The following is a 25698-nucleotide window of genomic DNA, read 5'->3' as shown; positions in this document are numbered from 1 at the left end:
TTTCATACTTCTAGTGTACCAAAAAAAGAGGACCATCCAAATAGCTTTTGGATGATCCTTTAAAAAGGGGGAAATGAGAATGTTGCTGTGTTCTTTATTAATATGCCCTTTTCAAAACTTCTTAAACATCTTTTTTAAAAAAACTTTCTTTTTTTATTATTTCTAAGTTTTTCAGGAACAATTCCGCTTTTTCCGAACTAATCATTTGTCCACCATATCTTACTTCTTCGTATATGCTAAAAAATGAAGGTTCTACTTGCCATTGCATGCGTTTAAACCATTCCCTAACTGTTTCGCTTCTATTTCTTTCTAAATCATAGGTATGGGCTTCTAATTCAAACTGTGCATATTTCTCTCGCAACGAAGAAGTTTCCACTTGATACAAGGAGTTCAATTGTTTTGTTTGCTTTTCTTCTTCCTCATCCATTTGTTTATTTTCATATTGAACATTGTGCATTTCTAGTTCTAAATTCTTTGGTTTATTTCTCCATAAGTAGCCACTAAAAAATAAAATAGCAATGATAGATAATCCTATGAAAATCCATTCTACGGGGAAATTTGCAAATGTTTCATTCATCGCTAATTCTTTCGTTTCGATTTCCGCTTGTTCCCCTATTGGGATGCGTTCGCCTTCTTCGGGTTGTTTTATTTGCAATCCTTTTAAGAAATCTTCTAAGTACCCGATTACAGGAGCAATAGGAATGATTGCGACACGAAGTACCGTCTCTAATAGCAAATCGAGCAGTTTACGTAATGTTGGGATAATAAAATAAATACCACTAGATATACTGACCACTACAACTATGAGAAGCAAGTAGATACCGGATAAACTATTTTTCGTTAGCGCATGGTATTTGTCCGCATTCATCGAAACGGCCAATAATCGTACTCCCCCAAAAAGCGCTATACCAGCTAAAAACACTGTGTAAAGCACAAAATGATAATCTTCATATCCTAAGAGATAGCTAACAAAATGGATTCCTAAAAACGCCAAAAAATAAAAAAGCGTAAATGGATTATCCATCATTTGGCCCTCTTGACTCGTATTAAACCTAGACTGTATTCGCCATATAGAAAATACAACACTCACTACATACAGTAAAATTGGAGCATCAAAAAAAAACAAGGTCAAAAGAATGAAAAAAGGGATAACAAACGGAAAAATTCTATTTGGACCACTTTTTCTAACTATCACTAGGCTAACAATAGCTATAATCATTTGTAGTCCGATCCAAAGAAATGGTAGAATTATCGCCGTTTGATGTTGTATTAATACAAAAAGTAGGGCTACAAACCATATATCCCGCAAATAGTTCCCAAATGATTGAGCCTGAATCTTTAAACTAATAGTCGAATGCTGCATTATAAAACTCCCTCTGAAAGACTACTCGTTTCATATAAAACATTCGTACGATGTTCTAGGCGACTTAAGAAGGGTGCATACTGTTCTATTTGATGTGTCATGATACTGACCGCAACGGGTAACTCCACATTGCTATCTATGTATGCTAAAACCCTTTCAAAAGGGATTAAACTATCACTTCGTGACAAGATAGAGAGAAGTTCCAATGCTTGTTTACGATGTGCATCTCCAGTCCCTAAAGGTAAATATACTAAAGGGAATTTCCCATAAGTACGAATATTGATAGCAAAAGAGTAAGGAATATCTTTTTTATAGCAAGCCTCCATACGAGACGCAAGCCACTCGATTTTTTCTTCAAAATCAATAACTACCCCGAATTTCTCCTTTACATTGACGATGAATAAGATAGAGACATTCGCTACTTTCGTAAACACTTTCGTTTGTAGCTGTTGCGTTTTCGCACTTGCCTTCCAGTGAATATGATGAAATTGGTCGCCAGGTACATATTCTCTTGTTCCTACTGGGAAAAATGGATCGTCATATAAGGAAGAGTTCAATTGTAAATAGCCTTCCTTTAGTCTAGATGGGATGAGCTTATCTTCCATCTTATGCATTTGTGGATAAACGATAGCATCTATAAGGATCATTGGCTTAAAATCGAGCAATATAGACCCATCTGTTAAAGGATGGGGAATTTGTAATTCAATTTGTTTTATCCGTGCAAGGCCCCTATGCATTCCTTCAATTGGAATCTTTACAGTTACTTGCTTTTTATAGCCAATAGAAAGAGGCAACTTTACTTCGTGAAAACCTGCTGTTGTTGTATGGCTAATCCCATTTGGTGCTATACAAGTCGAAAATGAGATTAAAAGAGTTGCATTCCAAATCGGTACCCCTTTGTTTTGAAATGTTAGTTCTAAATGTGATGTAGTACTTTTAAGTAAACGGATTCTCTTCTTTTCATTGACCAGTTCAAGCCTCTCTCCGACTTGCCGGAAATAATACATGTTCAATAGAGCAATAATAAGTAAAAACGAAAAAACAGAAAAAAGGAGATACAGCTTAAATAAAAAACTAAGTATCAATGAAACAACTAAAATTTGCATATAGTTTTGCATATGATGTATCCCAAAATCTCTACGAATCCAGTTCATCGAGTATTTGCCTCAACAGGTGCTTCAACCGTGTTTAAAAGTTCTTTCATCACTTCTGCCGTATCGTGGATTAACATCCCCTCAGTGGAGAGTTTCATACGATGTAGACAAACAGGATCTATTACCCTTTTCACATCGTCTGGAGTAACGAACATTCGGTTATTTATAAAGGCATTCGCTTTAGCCGCTTGAAGAAGCGCTAGTGATGCTCGACTGCTTAATCCTAATTCTATGTATGGATGATTTCTTGTGCTATGTACGATTTGTATAATATAAGTCAAAATATCCTCATGCACGGCCACTTCTTTTACTTGTTGTGACCATTTTTCTATTTGTTCTAATGAGACTACTTCTTGTACGTGTATCGCTCCAGGTGAGCGTCCAAACTGTTGTAAGATGATTTTTTCCTCCGTAAAAGTTGGATAACCAATCGACAGTTTAAATAAAAAACGGTCTAATTGCGCAGCAGGAAGTGGGAATGTGCCTTGCTGTGATTCAACGGGGTTTTGTGTTGCAATGACCATAAAAGGAAATGGCAATTTAATCGTTTCCCCATCAATTGATACTTGTTTTTCTTCCATCGCTTCCAGTAGACTAGATTGTGTTCTTGGTGTAGCACGATTAATCTCGTCCGCAAGCAATATATTGCTCATTACAGGTCCTAGACGAAGGATAAAGGACTGTTTTTGTGGATGAAAAAAACTAATACCAGTTACATCCGATGGTAATACGTCCGGGGTAAATTGCAATCGTTTAAACTCCCCTTGTATAACTTTTGCAAAAGCTTTCGCCATCATTGTTTTTCCTGAACCTGGTACACTTTCTAAGAGGACATGCCCTTGTACTAATAACCCCATTAACATGAAATCGATTTCTTTTTCCCTTCCGATAATCGCTTTATTTAACTCCCCTTGTAATCGCTTTATATTATGCATGAACAATTCTCCCTAGTGAACTAATTTTGTTTACTATTTGTTTCATATTCATTTAAAAGTCTATCAAGCTCTTCACTAAGTTCAATCGTTTCTTTATGGGAAACTCCTTTTTCCAAGGCAGCTTGAATCATTTTCTCTCTAGTCAATTCTAATTTTCTTAATAATTCCTTCACCATAAAAAAACGCCCCTTTACAAAATGTACATCTATTGCAGTATACCTTTTGTATATAAACTCTAAACATTTGCTTTTCGGGAGACTAGAAACGAGTTAGCTTCTAGCGACTTGTAAATACGTATAAATTATATCCCCACCTTGCGTTGCCTTTCCCGAAAAGTGCTTAAAATCCTCCCTTTTTACTAAAACTTCTCGAAAAGATAAAAAATCAGCTTTGGAAACCTCTAACATATCAACGTCACCACTTTGTAACATATTCAATTTTTCTTCGTATGAATTCATCTAAAGCATTCCTTTCTTATTACTAATCATGTATACTTTCAATACTTTTGGTTAAAATACTTTACGTATACCTTTTTTTAGGGCAAACTGTATTGTATTAAGTTCTAAAAGGGGATGGAACAATCTATGAAAATAGCTGAAGTTGGTAATGTTGTTGAGTTTAAAGATGGTTTGCAAGGTATTGTTGAAAAAGTGAATGAGAACTCTGTTATTGTCAATTTGACATTTATGGAAAACTTTAATGAACTAGAAATGGAAGAAAAAACTGTGATTAATCACAAGCGTTATAAAATATTATATAGTAATGAAGATTAAACGTCATGCCGTTCCTCTCACTATAAGAAGAACGGCTTTTGAATTATAGTTAGGATGTGCTTTTTATGTTTCGTCAAATACCAATTATACGATTAATAATTCCCCTTATTTTTGCTTACGCCTTTGCTTGGCTAACCTTTTCAAACGAGAAAGTTTTTTGGTATTTTTATACCTTTACTACTCTATTCCTTATGTCACTTGCTTATTATAAGGTTAAAATAGAAGATGAACTAAATACAGTTCGCTATCTTTTCCTTAGTATAGCTTTTGGAGCACTCACATATGCCCTTTTATTCATTGGATATAAACTGATCGACTTTACTCCAATTATATCCACCAAAAGTATCCATTCTTTTATCAATAAATTTGGGCCTTCATCCATATGGCATTACTTGTTACTTTTATTTATAATTGCCCCAGGTGAAGAGATTTTCTGGAGGGGATTTATACAGCAACAATTAAAAAAATATCTCCCACCGATATTTGCTATCATCGTGGGTGCAGCACTATTTAGTATGTCATTTGCTTTTAGCGGATTTTGGTTAGGTGTATTGGCAGCTTTCGTCGTCGGAATCGTTTTCGGCTTATTATACGAATGGAAAAAAAGTATGCCATTAATTATTTTAGCTCATATCACGATGCTCATACTAATTTTCCTAATAATACCATTTACTTAAAAATGCAACATTATTATAACTTATACGTCTATTTAAAAAAGGAGCTGAATCAACATGAAAAAAGTATATACGTTTCTTTCCATACTTTTACTAACAATCTTACTTGCAGCCTGTGGAACGGACACCGCAAATGAAAGTCAAGATCCAGTGTCTACACCTAATGACAATACCGAAAACATCAAAGAAGAGACGCAAGCTGAAGGAGAAACGGAAAGTATCACTTTACCAAAAGTAGAGCTTGAAGGTACTCAAACAGAAAGTGAAACACAAAATTACGCGATAACAGTAATAGATGGCTATGAACTAACTGCTGAAGAACCAAATAAAGATTTACTATTCAATCAAGAAAATGACTTACAATCCATGCGAATCGAAACATTTAATACAGATGATGCAACGATTGATGATATTACAAAGAATTTAATGGACACAATGCAAGCTTCTAACGATAGTGGAACTTTAGAAGAAATCACTGATCAAAGCCTAATACCAACCAACGATTCGATTGAAAATATCAGTGCTTATCAAATAGATACACCTGATGGAAAAGTTTTTGGCTATACATTTGAACGAGAAGGATTACTCGTAAAACTTACTGTATTCGATACAATAGAATCACAAGCGGTTCAGAACTTTGTCAAAATGGCTTCAACTATACAAGCAAAATAAAAACTTCGGGCCTTAACTGGCTCGAAGTTTTTTTTTTGCTAAGAAAGGTTCTTAATAGATAATCCTAATTTCTTTAGAATCTCTATCACTTGTTCCTTTTCTTCTTCCGATAAAACATCCATCAATTGTTTCAGTTGTTGCTCATGTCTTGGAAAAAGTTCATCCATAAATGTTGTACCCTCTTTTGTGATTTCCGCATATGTAACACGTCGGTCAGTAGCACTAGAAACGCGAGTTATATACCCACGTCCTTCTAGTTTATCCACTACATAAGTAATAGAACCACTTGCTAACAATATTTTATTACCAATTTGTTGAAGCGGTTGTTTTCCTTTATGATAGAGAAGTTCCAACACGGCAAATTCTGTCGGGTTTAATCCATTTTCTTGAAAAAACTGATTAGTACATTCATGTATTACCTTATGAGCACGAGACAATACAACAAAAAGCTTTAATGCATTGTTCGGTTGTTCATTTGTCATTCTTAGTCATCCTCACCTATAAAATTGACATTAGCTATTATTATATAGGTTATCCTATATTCTTGTCAAAATAGGCTTAAATTTCTTTTCGCAGTGGAAGAATAAATTTAAAGCAAGTTCCTACCTCTTCTTCGCTTTCTACTTCGATTGTTCCTCCATGAGATTGGATTACTTGGAGGCTATGTGACAACCCTAGCCCTGTCCCTCCAGACTTTGTTGTAAAAAACGGATCAAATATTTTATCTAGTTTGTCCGTTTCTATTCCTTKACCTTGGTCTTTGATCTCGACACAGATATCTTTCTCTTCTGTGTACGACATAGTTATATTTATATTTCCGCCTTTTGGCATAGCTTCAATGGCATTTTTTATCGAATTCATAAAAACTTGTTTGATTAAATTTCGATCTCCTACAAAATCGGATAAGCTTTCTGTTTTTAGAGAAAGGATTACTTCTATATTTTTCAATAGTGCTTGTGGTGCCATAAAATTGGACACTTCTACTATTACTTCTTGTAAATTGAAGCACTCAAACTTATTACTTGTTGGTTTAGACACTTCTAAAAACTCCGTTAAAATTTCTTCCATGCGTTTTATTTCATCATTAATGACGGCTAAATACCTTTTTCCATCATCATTCGTCGTTTGTTGTAACAATTGCGTGAATCCTTTTAACGATGTCATTGGGTTACGTATTTCATGCGCAATACTTGCCGCTAATTGACCGATTGTGCTTAGTGATTCCGTATGATTTAAACGTTTTTTCATCTGAATCTTTTCGGATTCATCATGAATCTCTGTTAAATATATATTGGTGTCTTCTTGTTTTGATACTTTCACATGAATGTATTTTAACTCTCCTAAGTAAGTTCGAATTTCACTAAAAAGCTCCGCATGACCAAATCGAAGGATTTCGCTAACAAACGCCTTTTTCCTTTCATAGGATAATACAAACAAATCCATAATCTTCAAAGCGCTAAAGCCAATTACTTTCTTTTTATCTATTTGTAATATTTCCTCCACTTGTGCATTAATTTCTAGCACTATTCCTTGTTTATCAACAAAAAGGAGACCATTAGAAAAAAACTCAAATATATGTTCGAATTTCTGTCTGTATTCATACTCCACTAGCACACCCTTCACCAAACCTCTCATTGCGAATGAATTTAAAAATATAGATAAATACTATACAATGAATATTACAAACCTAAAACCACCGAAATGTTCATTAATTCTGATTATTTCACAATATCTCTATTATTGATATGGTGCTTTTCAGCTATATTGTCGACATCAAATTTCGCTGTTACAATGGTTATACAAAAGAAGGAGTTATGAATAATGAATATAATATTAACAACCCTGAATGCAAAATTCATTCATACAAATTTAGCCTTACGCTGTTTAAAAGCTTACGCTGAACCAGAATATTCCCCCCTAATAGTCGAATATACGATTAAAGATCCGACATACAATATCGTTGCAGATCTATATCAAAAAAAACCGGATATAGTTGGATTTAGCTGTTATATTTGGAACATCGAAGAAACGATTAAAGTAATTAAAATGTTAAAAACTGTAGATCCCTCTATCACAATCATTTTAGGCGGCCCCGAAGTTTCATACGATACGAACATCTGGTTACGTCAAATAAAAGAAATTGATTATATTGTAGTAGGAGAAGGCGAGCATGCATTTAAAGAGTTGTTAAACTTCTTGCATAATAAGCAAACATTAAATGATGTTCCTGGTGTAGCTTATGTACAAGACGACAAATTTATGCTAAATCCGCTACCACCAAAATTAGATTTACGAAACTCCCCTTCGCCATTTCGTTTTACAGAAGATATTCCAAACTTATCAAAACGAGTCGTATACATTGAAACAAGTCGCGGTTGTCCGTTCTCATGCCAATTTTGCTTGTCTTCTATAGAAGTCGGCGTCCGTTACTTTAATCGGGATAAAGTAAAAGAAGATATTCGTTTCTTAATGGCAAATGGCGCAAGAATAATAAAATTTGTCGATAGAACCTTTAATATTAGTCGTAGTTATGCGATGGAAATGTTCCAGTTTCTCATTGATGAACATTTACCTGGTGTAGTGTTTCAGTTTGAAATAACTGCAGATATTATGCGTCCGGAAGTTATCCAATTTTTAAACGACAATTCACCTGCTGGGCTTTTCCGTTTCGAAATTGGAGTTCAATCTACAAATGATTTAACAAACGAACTTGTGCAACGTAGACAAAACTTTGAAAAACTAAAGCGTACTGTCACAATGGTTAAAGATGGCGGAAAAATCGATCAGCATTTAGACTTAATCGCCGGTCTACCTGAGGAAGATTACCATTCGTTTAGAAATACATTTAATGAAGTATTCGATATGCGACCAGAAGAGTTGCAGCTAGGTTTTTTAAAACTACTTCGTGGTACTGGGTTACGTGTAGAAGCGCCAAAATACGGCTATGTATTTGTCGATCAAGCACCTTATGAAATTTTTTCTAATAATGTTTTAACATTCGAAGATATTCTTCGTATTAAACAAGTAGAAGATGTGCTTGAAAAATATTGGAATGCACATCGAATGGATAATACACTTGAATATTTATTCACACATGTATTCGAGACACCATTCGACTTTTTCCAACAATTCGGGACATATTGGGAAGAAAGAAATTGGTCTAGGATTGGGCATCAGCTAGAAGATTTATATTCCCGATTATTTTCGTTTTTACGAGGATTAGAAAATATTTCATTACCTACTATTCAAAGTGTCATGAAACTCGATTATTTATCGAAACAAAAATTCCAACCGCGGAAACCTTGGTGGATAAATGATTTGGATAAAGAAGAACAGTCTATGTTGTATAAGCAACTAGTAGATGAGCCTTCGGTTGCAGGAAATGAGTTTGTTACTTTTCAGTTAAATGAACGTGAATTATATAAGCAGACATTTATTACACCAATTTCTATTTGCGTGGATGCTTATAAAGATGGAATAATAAAAGAAAAAGATGGTTATTTACTAACTACTTTTGGTAAAAGTGAAATTCCTCATTTTTCTATGATTGAACAAAGTAATTTGCAGAGTACCCTTTAAGTCCATCTTTTATCAACTAAAACTATTCAGTATGTTGTGGTTATTAGTGTGATAACATTCAAGGCACACAAAGTATATTTGCATTTGGAGTGCTTTGAACGAAAGCCAGTTCTACACCATTATCGAGACTTCTTTATGTGTAGGGATGCACGATGCAGGTCACACAGTCGTTGCGAAATGTTCTTTTATTTTGCGACGAGCTTTGCGCAGGAGCACCACGATGTCGCGTACTTAGACTGTGCTCCTTTAAATATCCACAACAAGATTATCGAAAATAGTGTAGCAGGAAGTGACTTCGTCACTTCCTGCTACACTTATCCCATGGTAAAGTTGTAGTGATTATTCCGTACAAAGCGAACCGAAAACGTACAAGTGAAAAAAGAAATTTTTGGGTTGTTTTTTTATCCAATAATCACTCGTTCTTTCGGGAATTGATATTTGGTTTTATTACTTTTTCCTCCTAGTGAAAACAAGAAAGAAAGCATGCCTACCCGCCCGACAAACATAAGTACCATCATCGTTATTTTCCCTATATCTGACAAATCACCAGTTATTCCAAGAGACATTCCGCATGTTCCAAAAGCAGAAGTAATTTCAAATATTAAGGTTGTAATTGGGATATCTGGTTCTGTAACAGACAGTAAAATTGTTGCTGCGAAAACCATTATTAATGCTAAAATAATTACTGCGAAAGCTCGGAAAACATCAATCAATTGGATTTCTCGGTTAAAAACTTGAATACTGTCTTTTCCTCTTGAAAAATTGATCAAAAACAATAGTGCAACTGCAAAAGTCGTTGTCCGTATTCCCCCACCAACAGAACTTGGGGAAGCCCCGATAAACATGAGCACACTCATTAAAAAGTTAGTTCCCTCGTTAAAAAGCGTTACATCAAACGTTGTTAACCCTGCAGATCTTGTCGAAACGGAGTGAAAAAAGGCTGTAAAAAACTTTTCATGCCACGACATCCCTTTAAAAGAATTGAACATTTCTAGTAAGAAAATCATAACCGTTCCAAATAGTAATAAAATACCATACGTAATCGTCGTAAGCTTTGTAAATAAAGAAAAACGAAAATTTTTGTTTTTATTTTTTAAAAACGTTTTTACTTCTATTAGAACAGGAAATCCAATTGCACCAAAAATGATTAAAAAGCTCGTAATAATTTGGATGAAGTAATCATTATGATATGGCAGTAAAGATTGTCCCGTAATATCTAGTCCAGCATTGGTAGTTGCCGAAACCGAAGTAAAAATCCCATGTATCAATGCTTCCTCATATGAATCATAATATTGCGTAAAATATAATGTTAATAAAATTGCACCGATTAGTTGTATTAACAAAAGAATTTTTACAATTTCTCTTATTAAGTGTACGACGCCTGACAAGGTTGGTTGGTTGTGATCAACCATAATCAGTTGTCTTTCTCGTAATCCAATTTTTTTACCGGAAATAAGCCAAATAAAAGTGCCTAATGACATGATCCCGATGCCACCAAGTTGTAAAATAAATATGATCATAATGTATCCGAATACGCTGTATGTATCAACAATACTAAGCGTTGTAAGTCCAGTAACACTTACTGCACTTACGGCTGTAAATAAACTATCTATAAAGTCTACCTCTACCCCTGGCCTATGTACCCCCGGTAAACTAAGCAGTATGACGGAAACGGCAATAGCAATAAAATAATAGGTCACGATAGCTTGAGCAGGAGTAAATTTAGTTTTTAGTTTAAGAAGCGATTGTTTCATTCATATTAATTCCTTTCAGACTTTCCTGTTAACTCATTGTAAAAAAAAAAAGCATAAAAAGATAGTTAAAACTAACTTTTTATGCTTTACATATATTATTTACCTGATTGAACGTTTTTATGTTTTGCTACTCCAAGTACATAACCACCAATAGCAATAACAAATAATACTGTCCAGAATATAATACTCCATACTGTAGAATGTGGGAAATGCTCATCTAGTAATCCAACACCTGGATGTGACAGTGTTAATACTGCAAGTTTAACCCCTACCCATCCAACGATTAAGAATGCTGCTGTTTCAAGTGAAGGATATTTTTCTAATAATTTAACAAATTTATGTGCAGCAAATCGCATAATTATCAGTCCAATTACTCCACCGAAGAACATTACAGAGAATTGTCCAGCATTTATACCACCAATATCAAAATCGCTCACATGTGGTAATGTAACGGCAATGGCAACGGCTGCTAGCATAGAATCAATTGCAAATGCAATATCCGCTAGCTCTACTTTTAATACAGTCATCCAGAAGCCAGAACCTTTTTTTACTTTTTCTGAACCGTCTTCTTCTAATTCATCGGATTCATCATCGTCTTTACTCTTCCGCTGATCATAAATATGTTTAATGGAAATGAATAATAAGTAAGCTGCCCCAATTGCTTGGACTTGCCAAATATTCACTAAGAACGTGATCATAAATAAAGCTAGAAATCTAAAGACAAACGCACCAAGTAATCCATAAAATAACGCTTTTTTCTGCTGATCTTTCGGTAAATGTTTTACCATAACAGCCATTACAACGGCATTATCGGCTGCAAGTAACCCCTCTAGTCCAACTAGAACAAGTAATACCCAACCATACTCCAACAAAATTCCTAAATCCATCAATATCCTCCTTTTTGCAAATAAAAAGACCCTTGCCTAAAAAAAAGGCAAAGGTCTTGCTAAGCAAATTTAATAATTGCTATCATAACCGATGGCAAAAGCCATGTAATGACGACTATGAAATAGGTTTCCCTATAGCTACTCCCCCTTGACATACGTCAAAAGTGTATTCTATTTGATATTTATTATACAGACCCTTTTTCCATTTGTAAACATATATTACTTAATTGTAAGGCGTGGCTTTTTTCCTAGTTTCTTTATCAAACAAACTGTAAATTACCGGAACGACATATAATGTTAAAAATGTGGAACTGATTAGACCACCTATGACTGTAATTCCCATAGGTTGATTTATTTCCGTTCCTTCTCCTATTCCCAAAGCGAGCGGAACTAGCCCTAAAATGGTTGTCAATGCAGTCATTAATATCGGCCGCACTCGATCTTTTACCGATGTTGTGATCGCTTCATATGATCCCATGCCCTGTGCTTTTCGCTTATTTATATAATCCACTAAAACAATGCCATTATTGACGACGATACCTACCAATATTAAAATTCCGATAACTGCAGAAATACTTATTGGAGTAGCTGCCGTAAATAAACCGACAAATATACCAATTGTAATAAGAGGTACTGTAAACATAATAACAAACGGATATTTATAAGATTCAAACTGTGCCGCCATGACGATATAAACTAGCACAACTGCCAATAAAACAGCCAAAATCATATCATTTTTCGCATTATCTAACAACTCTCTATCGCCACCAAAGGAAACAATAACATTATCTGCGAGTGCAGCATTATCAATTGCTTCATCCATCATATCGGACATTGCCCCTAAAGAATAGGCCGACTCATACTTAATCGTAAAAGTAACCGCACCTGCCTGATTCACTCTACGTAAAGTTAGTGGACCCTCTGCAATTTCAATATCCGCCACATCTTGTAGAGCAATATATTGACCGGAAGGGGTTCTAAGCTTCAACTGTTTCAATTGGTCGACACTGCTTCGAAATGCTTCATCATATTGGACATAAACGCCGTATACCTCTTCTTGCTCTGAAATTATTTGCGTAGCAAATGCCCCTCTTGTTACATTATTGACTGTTTGGGCTATTTGAATGGGCGCAAATCCATATTCTGTTGCAGCATCTCGTTTAATAGTAATTTGAACTTCTTCTATGGTTTCCGTTAAATCATTTCTAAAACTAGTGACACCTGGCATTTCTTCTACTTCATTTGTAATCGCATGCACTGCGTTCGTAAGATGTTCATTGTCTACCGAAGAAATTGTAAAAGAAATGGAGTTTGGAGCTGAACCTGCAGCAGTTTGCATATTAAAGTTCACTTCAACATTTTCTCCAGCTATCTCTTTTACTTTCGGCTGCAATTCTTCTACAAATGCGAAAATAGAACGCTCTCTTTTTTCCAAAGGAATCATTTTCACATATATTTCTGCCCTATTGGACATCGAAGTTCCTCTTGACTGACCTTCTTGACTGCCGCCGACAAAGCTTACGTAAACTTCCACATCATTTTCTTTTTGTAATTGTTGCTCTATATTTTTTACTACTTCATCTGTAGCAGCTAGATTAGCGCCATTTTCTAACCTCACTGCAATTGTCACAAAACCTTCGTCCGTTGCAGGTAAAAATTCCGTGCCTATACGGAATAATCCGAACGTAGAAATAACTAATAGTAGAACTGTCATCGAAAGAATAATTGCACGATGGGATAATGCCCATTTGATCGTTCGCTCAAAATTATTATAAGCCTTCGACCGACGTCTTTTTGCTTCTATATTTCCTTTTTCTTTCTTCAACATTCTACTCGCCATCATTGGAACAACTGTTAGTGCTACAACTAATGAGGCAAACAGACTGAAGGAAATAGTTAATGCAAATTCCGTGAAAATTTGACCAATCAAGCCAGATAAAAATAAAACCGGTACAAAAACCGCTACCGTCGTTAAAGTGGAAGCAATGATTGCACTAGCAACTTCCTTTGTACCGATCAAAGCTGCTTCTTTCGGTCGCTTACCTAATCCTAAATGCCTTTCGATATTTTCTATTACAACAATGGAGTTATCTACCAACATACCAATACCAAGCGCCAATGCACCTAACGTCATAATGTTTAAGGTGAATCCAGCAAAGTAAATCAAAACAAATGTCACGATAACGGAATATGGAATAGCGATACCTATAATAATTGGGCTTTTAATACCTCTTAAAAAGACGAATAATACAAGCATTGCTAAAAACGCGCCTGAAATAAGGCTTGTCCCAATATTGTCCACTGCTATTTCTACATATTCCCCTTGGTCAAATAAAATATTTGCTTTTATGTCACTGTAAGATTCTTTTGCAAGCTGCTCGTCCAATGCTTGTTGAAATGCTTTTGAAACACTGGCAGTATTTGCACTAGATTCTTGAAAAACAGAAAGTAAAACGGCTGGTTCATCATTAGCTCTCGTTTCCGAATTTTGTACTTGTTCGGTTAGCTCGACTGTAGCAACATCTGCAATTGTTACTTTTTTCCCATCAAGCGGATTTACAGTAATAACTAGATTTTTTATGTCATCCACTGTTGACAGTGTACTAACAATTCGAGTAGTAAGTGTTTTTTTATCAACCGTTTCGATTGGATTTCCAGGTAGCGATACATTATTTGCTTGGATTAGTTGTACGATATCCGCCTGAGTAAGCCCTTTTTCCTCTAATGCAGGCTGATTTAGTTGAATTTGCACTTCTTCTATAATCGCACCAGATACATTAACACTTGCTACACCTTCCGTGCTAATCAAATCTTTTTCAAGTCTTTCAGCTACAAAACGAATATCCTCACCAGTACTTGTTCCACTTAAGGCGAGTTGAATTACCGGAAATTGGGCAGGGTCAAATTTTAAAAACTGCGGCTTTGCAGCATCCTCTGGTAAGACCGTCATATCTAGGCGTTGCATCACATCCAGTTCGACGTCTTCCATATTAGTAGACCATTCAAATTCTAGTAAGATAAAATTGGCACTTTCTTGAGAAGTGCTTTTTATGGATTTAATCCCAGGCAATGTACTTAACGAAGTTTCGAGTGGCTTTGTAATTTTTTCATTCACTTCGACTGGACTTGCCCCAGGATAACTCGTCACAACAACCGCTACTGGAGGATTCAAGTTAGGAATAAGTGTGGTTGGTATTTTGAAAAAAGAAACTGCTCCTAAAATGATGATTAAGAACATGATAACAGTTGTAAATACTGGTCTTTTTATGGAAAAATTACTTATGTTCATTCGCGCGTCCACCTTCTTATTTGCTATTACTATCATATGCTTTGGAAAGAAAGAGTTCAAATTTATTATGAGTGAAAATTGAAGGTGGATTCTGTTTGTATGGGGTATCTTGCGAATTTAGGTGTCTAGCTTGCGATTTGAAGGTTGGATCGATGAATCCATTAACGCACATTATAGGGAAACTACGACGTAAAGAGTCTTATAAGGTGGCCACTATGATTTTCGCTGCTGTCGGACGCTTTCCGCCGGGTGAGCGATGAGCCATCCCCGCCGCTTTGGCGTACGTTGGGATGGCTCATTTGCCCACTCATCCGGCAGGAGTCGCCGCCTGTAGCGAAAATCAAAAAAAATTGCCCAATTATCAATATCATCCCGTTAAAAAACAAAGTTTCAACCAGGTTTTCCATTGCATTCATCCAATAAATGGATTAGGGCAACCAACCGATCACTGGGAGCAACCAGTTCTACTACGAAAGCAACTAAATCAGCACGAGAGCAACCAAATTAATCGTGAAAGCAACCAATTCTCAAAATAGCTCTTTACTTGATGTGATACAACTATAATTCCGACCTATTATAGGAGTTATATGTACTAAAGCCCGCCTAACACGCCTGTCCGGCATCTACTCGACTAGTTTGTCGTGTTCAGCTGCCTTATTGTCGCGTTCGCAGTGGATATTGTCTCGTTCAACTATTTATTGTTAATATGGGATCCCAATATTTTAGCAATTTCCATTGATTTTCACTGCAGGCGGCGACTCCAGTGGAGGCCAACACGATGTTGGTCACGAAGGCGTTGCCACACGATGTGGCGTTCTTAGCCTTTGTTCTTCTGCCTGAGTAAGATGAGACTTCACAACGTACGCGCAAGCGGCGGTGAAGGCTCATCACTCACCCCACGGAAAGCGTCCGTCCTGCAGCGAAAATCCCAGCGGATACCTCATTCAACTCACTACGTCGCAGTTTCCCTATACTACGTTCTATAAAGTGGCATAACTTATGCTGCTTAAAGAAAATTGTACACCCATTATCAATTTCAATATTTTCTAGAACATAAAAGAGGTCAACCTAATGATTAGGTTGACCTCTTGCTGATTAAAGTAGATTATACAATTTAATATGCTCATACTTGTCTTGGAACCAACGTGTTGCAAACTCATTTTCGAATAAGAACACATATTGATCATAGCGATCTTTAACAAGCATACTTCGCGGACCAGTCATAGACTCTTTTACATCTTCTTCGTTCTCAATCCAACGAGCTACTTTCGATCCGATTGGCTCCATGCGAACTTCGACATTGTATTCATTTTTCATACGATGCTCGAACACTTCAAATTGAAGCTGTCCTACTGCTCCTAGAATAACTTCTTCTGTGTGGAGCGTTTTATAATATTGAATCGCACCTTCTTGTACTAACTGCAAAATTCCTTTATGGAAGTGTTTGGATTTTAATACGTTTTTCGCCGTTACTTTTACGAATAACTCAGGTGTAAATTGAGGAAGTGCCTCATAATTAAAACCTTTTTTCCCGCCAACTACAGTATCCCCGATTTGATAGTTACCAACATCATAAAGTCCGATAATGTCTCCCGCGACAGCAGTTTCTACTATTTCACGATCATCCGCTAAAAATTGAGTGGATTGCGTTACTTTAAATGTTTTGCCTGTACGTGCTAGAGTTATTGTCATGCCTCTTTCAAATTTACCGGAAACTATGCGAACGAATGCAATACGATCTCGGTGAGCCGGATTCATATTCGCTTGAATTTTGAAAATGAAACCAGAAAATTCTTCATTTAAAGGACTAACTTGTTCTTCAGTGTCCGTATTACGAGGTTGAGGTGTCGGTGCAAATTGTAAGTATGTTTCTAAAAAAGTTTGAACCCCGAAGTTCGTTAAAGCACTTCCAAAAAATACAGGTGTTAAATCTCCTGCAAGTACTTTTTCTTTATCAAAATCATTTCCCGCTTCATTTAAAAGCATTATATCTTCCATTGCCTGTGTGTAATAGGAAGTTTGTTTCATAGAATGATCGACCGCTAATTCCCCTTCTTCATCTAAAGGCAGGAAGCGTTCTGATTCATCTGTACGGAATTGTTCGATTCGGTTATTGTAGCGATCATAAATTCCTAAAAACTCTTTTCCCATACCTATTGGCCAGTTCATCGCGTAAGACTGGATCCCTAGTACTTCTTCTAATTCTTCCATTAGTTCTAGCGGCTCTTTCCCTTGGCGGTCTAACTTATTAATAAAGGTGAAAATCGGGATACCACGCATACGACAAACTTTAAATAGTTTTAATGTTTGTGTTTCAATCCCTTTGGCAGCATCGACAATCATGACAGCGCTATCGACGGCCATTAATGTACGATATGTGTCTTCACTGAAGTCTTGGTGCCCAGGTGTATCTAATATATTAATCCGGCAATCATTAAAGTCAAATTGCATAACGGACGATGTAACGGAAATTCCACGTTGTTTCTCGATTTCCATCCAGTCAGACGTTGCAAATTTCCCAGACTTTTTCCCTTTTACGGTTCCTGCATCACGAATAGCTCCACCAAAGTATAAAAGCTTTTCCGTAATAGTTGTTTTACCAGCATCCGGGTGGGAAATAATTGCAAAGGTTCTTCTTTTTAATATTTCATCTTGTGTTTTTATATCCATTCTGTTATATCTCCTTCTTATTCACTTATTTATCATATGGATTTAAGGCAAAAAAAACAAGTAAAAAAGAATCGGTTTGACCCGATTCTTAACTTATTTTTGTGTTTATATATGCATATAAAAGCTCTGCTGTATTTTTTAGTGAGTCTATATGAGTACGTTCGTATGCATGAGAGGCTTCAATTCCTGGACCAAATAATGCATGCTTCACATCAAATCCAGCTCGAATAGCAGCGGATGCATCGGAACCATAGTTCGGATAAATGTCTAATTTATAGTCAATATTTCCTTGTTGCGCAAGCTCCACTAATTGACGGGTTAATTCATAATGATATGGTCCGGAAGAATCTTTTGCACAAATAGAAACTGTATATTCATCGGATGTTTGACCATCGCCGATTGCGCCCATATCTACAGCAATGTATTCCACTGTTTGCGCTGGGATATTTGAGTTTCCACCGTATCCAATTTCTTCATTGTTCGAAATATAAAAATGTGTCGTATGTGGTAACACTATATTATTTTCTTTTAATGACTTAATCAGTTGAAGCAGTAAAGCAGTGCTTGCTTTATCATCTAAATGGCGAGATTTGATAAATCCAGTATCCGTTTCTTCAAAACGAGGATCAAATGAGACAAAATCGCCTACTTCTATCCCGAGTTTTCGTGTACCTTCTGCATTGGTTACTTTTTCGTCTATTCGAACTTCCATATTTTGCTCATCTCTTGGAAGCGCACCAGCATTTTTATATACATGTACAGTAGTTTGATGCATGAGAATCGTTCCACGGATTTTTTTACCGCTCGCTGTATGAATCGTACAGTATTCTCCTTCTACAGCATTCCAATTGAAGCCCCCCACCATGGAGAGTTTTAGTCTTCCACTGGATTTTACTTCTTTTACCATTGCCCCTAGTGTGTCTGTGTGAGCCGTCAATAATCGATGTCTTGTATCGTCTTCTCCTTTGATCGTAGCGATTAACGCACCTTTGTTCGTTCGAGTATAAGTAATTTGAAGGTCTTTTAATAGATTCTCCATAAAATCCATAATCTCTTTTGTATAGCCTGACGGACTTGGAATTTCCACTAATTGTTTTAATAATGAAACCGTTTCTCTTTCTTGAAATAAATATGACATACATTACTCCTCCTATATTTCAAACATTTCTTTATCTTACCAAATTCTGATATTTTCAGAAACTATTTAATAAGGTATTATAAAAATTAATAATTGACTTAGGGGTGCATAATGGACAAATTTCATGCTTATCAAAACAAGCTTTTCTACATAATATTTGCTTTTTTTTACTTCATTACATTTCATAATAGTCATAATATTACATGGTTTTGAAGAAAAGCTCATATTATTAAGCATCCTATGCTACTTAGCTATTTTATTGTCCCTTTATTTTAGTAATTTAAAAGGGGCTATAACCCCTTATTTACTCTTAATATGTTCTAATTTCTATACTTTTCTTACGAACATTAATAGTGATGAGATTGCTTTTATTCTCTTTTTTATATATCCAATTTATATCGCCATTTTGTACCATTCTATTTTACCACGGGTTGTAATTTTTATTATTACATTATTGGAAATATACTTTTTGATTTATTTTCAACGTCCAGCTTATGACCTGAATCTAACTTTTTATGACTTATCTATTTTTATCTTCCTTTTACTTATAATCATATCTACTTCCATTATTAATACTTTATTTGAGAAAAGGTATTGGTCAAATCTTTCCATTCAAAATCAGTCTATGCGTAAAGAGCTCAACTCGAGGGAAGGATATTTACAATTATTTTTTGATAATGCAAAAGACAGTATTGCAGTGTTTGACATGAACAATAAAGTAATGGAAGTAAATCCAGCTTTCGAACAATTGTATGGTTGGAAAAGAGAAGAGATTGTTGGGCAAAATGTTTTACACTTTCCAATACAAATGAAAGAAATTGTCAAGCTTCGATTGAAAGAAATTTGTGAGGGGGTAAGTTATAACTTATTAGAAACGCAACAGATAAAAAAAGATGGCTCCATATTTGATGCGGAACTAACATTGTCACCTATTTATAATCATGACGGTGAATTAATTGCGTCATCTGTCATTAGTAGAGATGTTAGCTATAAAAAAGAAGCGGAGAAATTACTATTACAATCAGAAAAACTAAAGATGGCAGGTGAAATGGGGGCGGGTGTGGCACATGAAGAGCGGAATCCGATGACGGCAATTTCTGGATTTATCCAATTGATGAGTGGCGATCCCAAGTCTCCGTATTATAGTTACACTAAAATTATCGAAAAAGAAATTGAACGCATTAACTATATTATTAGTGAATTCCTTATTTTGGCTAAGCCGCATTTAGCAATGGCTAAAAAGTATCATTTAAAAACAACAATTGACGATATTCTCATGTTATTTCAATCCGAGTTGAATATAAAAGGAATTGTCTACTCCAACGAGTGGTTAGCTGGAGATGCCTGTATATTTGGGGAAGAAACGCAAATGAAACAAGTGCTCACGAATATTCTAAAAAATGCTATTGAGTCAATAAGTCAAAATGGAAAAATTGGAATCACTAGCACCATAACACAGGACGATTTCGTCATGATAAAAATCGCAGATAATGGGGTTGGAATGGACGAGGAAACGCTTCAAAATATATTTTCTCCTTTCTTTACAACAAAAGAAAAAGGAACTGGGCTAGGAATGATGATTTCCGAGAAGATTATTACCGAACATGGAGGGAAAATCTTAATCGAAAGCGGAATGGAAACAGGAACTGTTGTAACCATTCAACTCCCCCTTACATTAGAAGAGGGCCGCTAATTGGCGGCTCTTTTTTATTTTAATAATCCTCTTACTAATTTCACTTTATTTTTATATGGTGGAAATACAATATTAACAGGGATAGATGTATTTTTTTTCAAGATAGATTTTTGATGTGTAAATAAAGTAAAACTGGCTTCTCCGTGATACGCTTGAACCCCAGAATTACCTACTCCTCCAAAAGGTAAATAAGCACTTCCCGCATGTGAAATCGTATCATTTATACATCCTCCTCCAAACGGAAGCTCTTGTAAAAAATAGTTTTGGGCACCCTTATGCTCGCTAAACATATACGCCGCAAGTGGTTTTGGCAATTTACGAATTTGATGAATGATAGCCGATAGATCTGTGTAACCTATAATCGGTAATATTGGACCAAATAATTCATCTTCCATAGATGGACTGGAAAAATCTACTCCTGTAAGCAAGGTAGGTTGGATATACAAATCAATACTGTCTGTTTTTCCACCGAAAATAATTTGATCTTTTTCTTTTTCTAAGATTTCTTGTAAGCGATTAAAATGATTTATATTAACCATTCTACCGAGGTCCGGACTATCTTGAATCGAATCACCATAGAACTGTATAATAGCTTCCTTTAAAAGCCCGATAAATTTTTCTTTTACCTTTTCCTGTACTACGACATAATCAGGAGCAATGCAAGTTTGACCTGCGTTTATGAGTTTCCCCCAAATAATTCTTTTCGCAGCTACTTCTAAATTTGCTGTGTGATCTACAATTGCCGGGCTTTTCCCACCTAATTCAAGCGCAATAGGTGTCAGTCTTTCTGCAGCTGCTTTCATCACTAATTTTCCAACTTTCACACTGCCTGTAAAAAAGATAAAATCGAATGGAGCATGTATGAGTAAAGAAGTTTCTTCTTTCTCTCCTTCCACTACTCGAATATAGGTTGGATCAAATGCCTCAGCTATTATTTTTTGAATGATCTTTGTTGTATGGGGAGTTGCTTCGGATGGTTTTATTACCGCGCAGTTCCCTCCAGCTATCGCTCCAAGTAAGGGCTCCATTACTAGTTGGAAAGGATAGTTAAACGGCGCAATAATTAACACCGTTCCATATGGATCATGCACGATAAAACTTTTCGAAGGCATAAGTGCAAGAGGCGTTTTTACTTGTTTGGGCTCCATCCACTTTTCCAAATGTTTTATCATAAATGTTAAATTATCGTACACTAAACCAATTTCTGTTGTATAAGCTTCAAACTCACTTTTTCTCAAGTCCTGATATAATGCCTGTATGACTTCTTTTTCATATTTTTTTATGGATTTTTTTAAATTCGTTAATTGATCGATGCGAAATTTGGTTGAATTGGTCCTTCCGGTATTAAAAAAAACTTGGTGTTCCTTCATTATTTTATCTAATTGTTGTTCATTAAAACGCACGTAAACATCCCCTTCATGTATAACTTGCTTTAAAAGAATCATACTATTTGTTTCTAGGATAAGAAAGAATATTACATGGCGACTGATGTGTCCAAAAATATTTTTATCGCAATACATGGGAAACACATAAAGTGGAATACTCTTAATGTAGAGAGAAATTCTTTTTGATGCATTTCAATCCATTAGTCTATAAGTCTTACTTTTTGGCGCATGATATTTGATTCATTTTCAGAAATTCAGTTTATTTGTGAAACTTGTTAGGGTATATACATGTCAAATGGATAAAAGTAACTAAAGGAGGAAATGAACATGACAGAAATAGAAACATGGTGGGAACCAATTTTTACAGGTGCATTTGCAATGGGGTTAAACAAAGAACGATTAACTGAATTAGATGAAGAAGCGTTTTTATATTTTAAAGAAGACCTAGACGAAACGGAGAGTAATAATTGAATAAACTTTCTACGTAAAATCAGCTTTCCCTTCATTTAAAAAGGAGAAGCTGATTTTTTCATTATAATCTCTCCCCTTGTTCTATATGTTAAACTTATTTTAGGTGATGAAGATGAAAAAATGGATTTTACTCTTTTGTATTTGCATACTATCCGGTTGTGAAGCGATTTCTTCAGACGAATATACACAAATTCCCGGAACATTACCTGTAGAGGTTATAGATGTAATAGACGGCGATACAATTAAAGTAAAGTATAAAGGAAACGTTGAAACGATCCGGTACTTGCTAATTGATACCCCTGAAACACATCACAAAACGCTCGGTAAACAGCCATTTGGGGAAGAAGCTAGATCCCGCAATAAACAATTGCTAAATAGCGGATCAGTATCCATTGAATTTGATGTGGGAGATCGACTAGACGATTATAATCGAACACTCGCTTATATTTATGTCGATGGCATTAGTGTCCAAGAAACACTTTTAGAAGAAGGATTAGCAAGAATAGCTTACGTCTTCCCTCCAAATACAACATACATAGAGGCATTTGAAAAAGCAGAGGAAGTAGCAAAAAACGAAAAAATTGGTATATGGGAGACAGCAGGCTATGTAACAAATCGAGGATTTAACACTGCTGCGATAAATAACAAAGGTGACTTCGATGATTATGGAGTGTGCCTAATAAAAGGCAATATTAATCGTCAAGGAAAGAAAATTTATCATATCCCGAGTGGCAAGCATTATGAAGAAACTAAACCAGAAGAATGGTTTTGTACCGAACAAGAAGCAGTTAATGCCGGCTTCAAAAAATCCGGAGAATAATCGGATACGAAAATCCCAAGTCCTAACTATAGGTACTTGGGATTTTTACGTAAGTCGTGTTTGATTTTGGAAAAGTTGAAGTGCATCTTGTAAAGAAATAATTTCTTGTTGAATTTTAGAATATCCTTCTATACTAGGCACATGTTTATTCTTCTCATGATATTGTAATTCGACCGTTTTAGCCATCGTCTCAAACACTAAAAGAAATTGAGCAAGCACTTCATCCGATAGAACTGGTCTATTTGAATGATTGGAAGAAAATTCGAGTACATACCCTAACTGTTCCATAGAAAAAATGGCTGGCCATAATAATTCTAAAGCTTCTTTGTTCGTTGGTACTTCCCCTAATGCGGTTGTATAAATGGTTCGTAAATTGACCAAATTCGTTCTTAACTTATTTATTGCCTTGCTTTTATCTACATTTACCTCGCTATTTTGTTCAGAAAACAACATAAAAAATAATTGGGACTGACTACGAATCGTTTTCGCTATTAGATGGGGAAGTCTACTCGATGCCGATCGTCTCCCTATTAATAATACACCGGCAAGACCAATGAGAACACCGATGATTATATCGGTAATTCGTGCAGTGGCGAAGTAAGAAAGATTATGGATTTGTGTCGTATTTTCTGCTATTAATATTGAGCTTGGGGTAATAAACATTACAGCAAAAACATAATTTCGAACTATAAAAAGTTCTGTGAAAAAGCTGAACACTAAAATGCATAACGCAACCCATACACCTGTTGGTCCAAAAGAAAGAACTATCGTGACAATCAATACACCAACAATTGTTCCGATTGATCTCTGAATGCCCCGTTGAAACGTACTCATTATCGTAGAACCTAACATCGTCGCTCCACAAGATACTGGAATCCAATACGAACGGTCAAAGTCAAATGCGAAGGCAATCAATGATGCGATCATCAATACTACACCATATTTTAGGGAAGAGATAAACACGATGGAGTTCTTATCAAACGCATCCGAAAAAACACTTCGTAGCCTCGGTTTTGAAATCCTTATTTTTTGATTGATTTTCTTCATTGGTTCATTTAAAATTGCATCCGCATCATAGATTTTGGAAAATAATCGATCTACTCCCTTATCCGCTTTTTCTGGCTGAAGAATAACCCGAGTTTCGGTATTCTTTTTTGGATGAAGTGAATGTGCTAGTGCTTCAACTGTTTGTCCCAACTCAGGTGGTAGCTGTTTTCTTCCTTCTGCAACCGTTTCCAAAATATCGAAAAAAATAAAGCTAGCCTGATCTTTTAATAAATACAATCGTTTATAATTAATGGATCTATTCCAAGAAGCGTACCCTGCAACCAATGTTACTTCAGCATCTTTTAACGCTATTACAACACTTTCACGCGCCGCATTAAATTGTTCTGTTCCAACCGAATGAAGTAAAGAAGCTAACTCTAAATAGACTCTTTTCACCGCATTTGTTTCCGGTCCTTGCGGATTAAAAAACCAACCGATCATTGCCACGCACCAAGCAAAAGTCCCTCCTAAAAAAACAAGACCCGCATACGTTAAAGCGAGTGCAGGATCAGGTTTGGAAGCGGAAGTCATCGCAAAAACGATCACAAAAAATATGGCAGCTGGCCCCGGAACTTTTAATGCTCCAAAAATGAACGTTCCAAGCCCCCCTATTAGACCCATCAAAATGGCAAATATAATTGGTGAAGAGGCAGTCAGAATGCCTAAACMGATAGCAGCCGATAGACCAAGTGCCACAAAAAAAATTTTCTTTGCTCTTTGTGGAAATGGCTCATTCCAGACGTAAAGATAAGCGAATCCTCCAATTCCAGCAAGTAGCCCATATTGGAAATTTCCTAATAGCAATCCAAACATAACAGGTGTAGAAGAACATATTCCTGCACAAATCGCCCTTATCCAAGGAAAGGGAGCGTTTTTAACAGCAAAAGATCCCCTTAATCCTTTAAAAAAATTATTTTTCATTCGCATCACCTGCTTTTATATTTTAATTATGATGGTAAAAATGGAAGCGCTATTCGTATAATAATACCCCGAAATCGTTTAAACGAACCAGTATTTACTTAGGTAATTAATAATTAAAGTACAAACCGCCATTGTATTGTTTGCAATAGGTTAAAAACAAGAGCAAAGTCCAAGCACCTGACTCTGCACCACTTTAGCATATGGGAAGTTGCATGGAATAATGGACATAATAGGGATACTGCGACGTAATGAGTTGAATGAGGTATCCGATGTGATTTTCGCTACAGCCGTACGCTTTCCGCCGGGTGAGCGATGAGCCCACTCATCCGGCAGGAGTCGACGGCTGTAGCGAAAATCAAAAGAAATTACCCAATTGTAGCGAAAATCAAAAGAAATTACCCAATTATCCATATCATCCCGTTAAAAAACAAAATTTCAACCGGTTTTTCCATTGGATTCATCCAATAAATGGC

21 protein-coding genes are annotated in these 25698 nt (G+C 35.8%); 7 read left to right on the top strand and 14 right to left on the bottom strand.

The genetic code is table 11. From position 1 onward, the window contains the following. Positions 1 to 121 precede the first annotated feature (121 nt). From AC1DFT_RS15220 to AC1DFT_RS15200, 5 genes are all read right to left on the bottom strand, one after another. Positions 122 to 1363, bottom strand: a complete 1242-nt coding sequence (locus AC1DFT_RS15220; protein WP_478159580.1) for a hypothetical protein — start codon at positions 1361 to 1363, stop codon at positions 122 to 124. Beyond that, entirely contained in the window at positions 1363 to 2517 is a 1155-nt protein-coding gene (locus AC1DFT_RS15215) for a DUF58 domain-containing protein (protein ID WP_478159579.1), read from the bottom strand. The genes AC1DFT_RS15220 and AC1DFT_RS15215 overlap by 1 nt, the downstream gene beginning before the upstream one ends. Continuing rightward, entirely contained in the window at positions 2514 to 3452 is a 939-nt protein-coding gene (locus AC1DFT_RS15210; RefSeq protein ID WP_478159578.1) for an AAA family ATPase, read from the bottom strand. Before AC1DFT_RS15210 ends, AC1DFT_RS15215 begins: the two co-directional genes overlap by 4 nt. Positions 3453 to 3472: 20 nt before the next feature. Continuing rightward, positions 3473 to 3628, bottom strand: coding sequence for a Spo0E family sporulation regulatory protein-aspartic acid phosphatase (locus tag AC1DFT_RS15205; protein WP_478159577.1), 156 nt, complete (start codon positions 3626 to 3628; stop codon positions 3473 to 3475). 93 nt (positions 3629 to 3721) lie between these two features. Beyond that, the gene (locus tag AC1DFT_RS15200; protein ID WP_478159576.1) at positions 3722 to 3910 is read right to left on the bottom strand and encodes a hypothetical protein; all 189 of its coding nucleotides are present in this window, start codon (positions 3908 to 3910) and stop codon (positions 3722 to 3724) included. Positions 3911 to 4036: 126 nt separating this feature from the next. Between AC1DFT_RS15200 and AC1DFT_RS15195 the strand changes: the two genes are divergently transcribed. The 3 genes from AC1DFT_RS15195 to AC1DFT_RS15185 all read left to right on the top strand — a co-directional run bounded on the left by AC1DFT_RS15195 (position 4037) and on the right by AC1DFT_RS15185 (position 5571). Beyond that, on the top strand, positions 4037 to 4225 hold the full coding sequence (locus AC1DFT_RS15195; RefSeq protein WP_093264291.1) for a YkvS family protein: 189 nt from the start codon (positions 4037 to 4039) through the stop codon (positions 4223 to 4225). A 65-nt stretch (positions 4226 to 4290) separates the two neighbouring features. Next, a complete protein-coding gene (locus AC1DFT_RS15190) occupies positions 4291 to 4902 on the top strand; it encodes a lysostaphin resistance A-like protein (protein ID WP_478159575.1) in 612 nt (203 codons plus the stop codon). Positions 4903 to 4956: 54 nt separating this feature from the next. Next, positions 4957 to 5571 carry a hypothetical protein gene (locus tag AC1DFT_RS15185; protein ID WP_478159574.1) on the top strand — a complete coding sequence of 205 codons (615 nt, stop codon included), beginning with the start codon at positions 4957 to 4959 and terminating at the stop codon, positions 5569 to 5571. A 38-nt stretch (positions 5572 to 5609) separates the two neighbouring features. Here the strand turns inward: AC1DFT_RS15185 and AC1DFT_RS15180 are convergent, their stop codons facing one another. Continuing rightward, positions 5610 to 6053 carry a MarR family winged helix-turn-helix transcriptional regulator gene (locus AC1DFT_RS15180; protein ID WP_478159573.1) on the bottom strand — a complete coding sequence of 148 codons (444 nt, stop codon included), beginning with the start codon at positions 6051 to 6053 and terminating at the stop codon, positions 5610 to 5612. A 76-nt stretch (positions 6054 to 6129) separates the two neighbouring features. Further along, entirely contained in the window at positions 6130 to 7179 is a 1050-nt protein-coding gene (locus AC1DFT_RS15175) for an ATP-binding protein (protein WP_478159572.1), read from the bottom strand. 213 nt (positions 7180 to 7392) lie between these two features. On the opposite strand from AC1DFT_RS15175, the gene AC1DFT_RS15170 reads away from it, so the two are divergent. Continuing rightward, positions 7393 to 9150: a B12-binding domain-containing radical SAM protein gene (locus AC1DFT_RS15170; protein WP_478159571.1), complete on the top strand. Its 1758-nt coding sequence runs from the start codon at positions 7393 to 7395 to the stop codon at positions 9148 to 9150. A 401-nt stretch (positions 9151 to 9551) separates the two neighbouring features. On the opposite strand, the gene AC1DFT_RS15165 is transcribed toward AC1DFT_RS15170, so the two are convergent. From AC1DFT_RS15165 to AC1DFT_RS15145, 5 genes are all read right to left on the bottom strand, one after another. Continuing rightward, positions 9552 to 10904 (bottom strand): TrkH family potassium uptake protein, encoded by a 1353-nt coding sequence (locus AC1DFT_RS15165; protein WP_478159570.1) that lies wholly within the window; start codon positions 10902 to 10904, stop codon positions 9552 to 9554. A gap of 95 nt (positions 10905 to 10999) precedes the next feature. Beyond that, on the bottom strand, positions 11000 to 11791 hold the full coding sequence (locus AC1DFT_RS15160; protein WP_478159569.1) for a TerC family protein: 792 nt from the start codon (positions 11789 to 11791) through the stop codon (positions 11000 to 11002). Positions 11792 to 12014: 223 nt separating this feature from the next. Next, the gene (locus AC1DFT_RS15155; RefSeq protein WP_478159568.1) at positions 12015 to 15080 is read right to left on the bottom strand and encodes an efflux RND transporter permease subunit; all 3066 of its coding nucleotides are present in this window, start codon (positions 15078 to 15080) and stop codon (positions 12015 to 12017) included. Positions 15081 to 16175: 1095 nt separating this feature from the next. Further along, entirely contained in the window at positions 16176 to 17750 is a 1575-nt protein-coding gene (locus tag AC1DFT_RS15150; RefSeq protein WP_478159567.1) for a peptide chain release factor 3, read from the bottom strand. Between the two features lie 88 nt (positions 17751 to 17838). Then, positions 17839 to 18888 (bottom strand): M42 family metallopeptidase, encoded by a 1050-nt coding sequence (locus AC1DFT_RS15145; protein WP_478159566.1) that lies wholly within the window; start codon positions 18886 to 18888, stop codon positions 17839 to 17841. A gap of 469 nt (positions 18889 to 19357) precedes the next feature. On the opposite strand from AC1DFT_RS15145, the gene AC1DFT_RS15140 reads away from it, so the two are divergent. Further along, positions 19358 to 20581, top strand: a complete 1224-nt coding sequence (locus tag AC1DFT_RS15140; RefSeq protein WP_478159565.1) for an ATP-binding protein — start codon at positions 19358 to 19360, stop codon at positions 20579 to 20581. A gap of 14 nt (positions 20582 to 20595) precedes the next feature. On the opposite strand, the gene AC1DFT_RS15135 is transcribed toward AC1DFT_RS15140, so the two are convergent. Then, the gene (locus AC1DFT_RS15135) at positions 20596 to 21984 is read right to left on the bottom strand and encodes an aldehyde dehydrogenase (protein ID WP_478159564.1); all 1389 of its coding nucleotides are present in this window, start codon (positions 21982 to 21984) and stop codon (positions 20596 to 20598) included. Between the two features lie 309 nt (positions 21985 to 22293). Between AC1DFT_RS15135 and AC1DFT_RS15130 the strand changes: the two genes are divergently transcribed. After that, a complete protein-coding gene (locus tag AC1DFT_RS15130) occupies positions 22294 to 22437 on the top strand; it encodes a hypothetical protein (RefSeq protein ID WP_478159563.1) in 144 nt (47 codons plus the stop codon). Between the two features lie 112 nt (positions 22438 to 22549). After that, positions 22550 to 23257, top strand: coding sequence for a thermonuclease family protein (locus AC1DFT_RS15125; protein WP_478159562.1), 708 nt, complete (start codon positions 22550 to 22552; stop codon positions 23255 to 23257). Positions 23258 to 23302: 45 nt separating this feature from the next. Here AC1DFT_RS15125 and AC1DFT_RS15120 read toward each other — a convergent pair whose 3' ends face one another. Continuing rightward, positions 23303 to 25225, bottom strand: coding sequence for an FUSC family protein (locus tag AC1DFT_RS15120; RefSeq protein WP_478159561.1), 1923 nt, complete (start codon positions 25223 to 25225; stop codon positions 23303 to 23305). Positions 25226 to 25698: the final 473 nt, after the last annotated feature.

The organism is Psychrobacillus sp. 05T411 (genome assembly GCF_056396485.1).
Note: the sequence above shows the minus strand (reverse complement) of the source record. Positions and strands in the feature narration are given on the sequence as shown.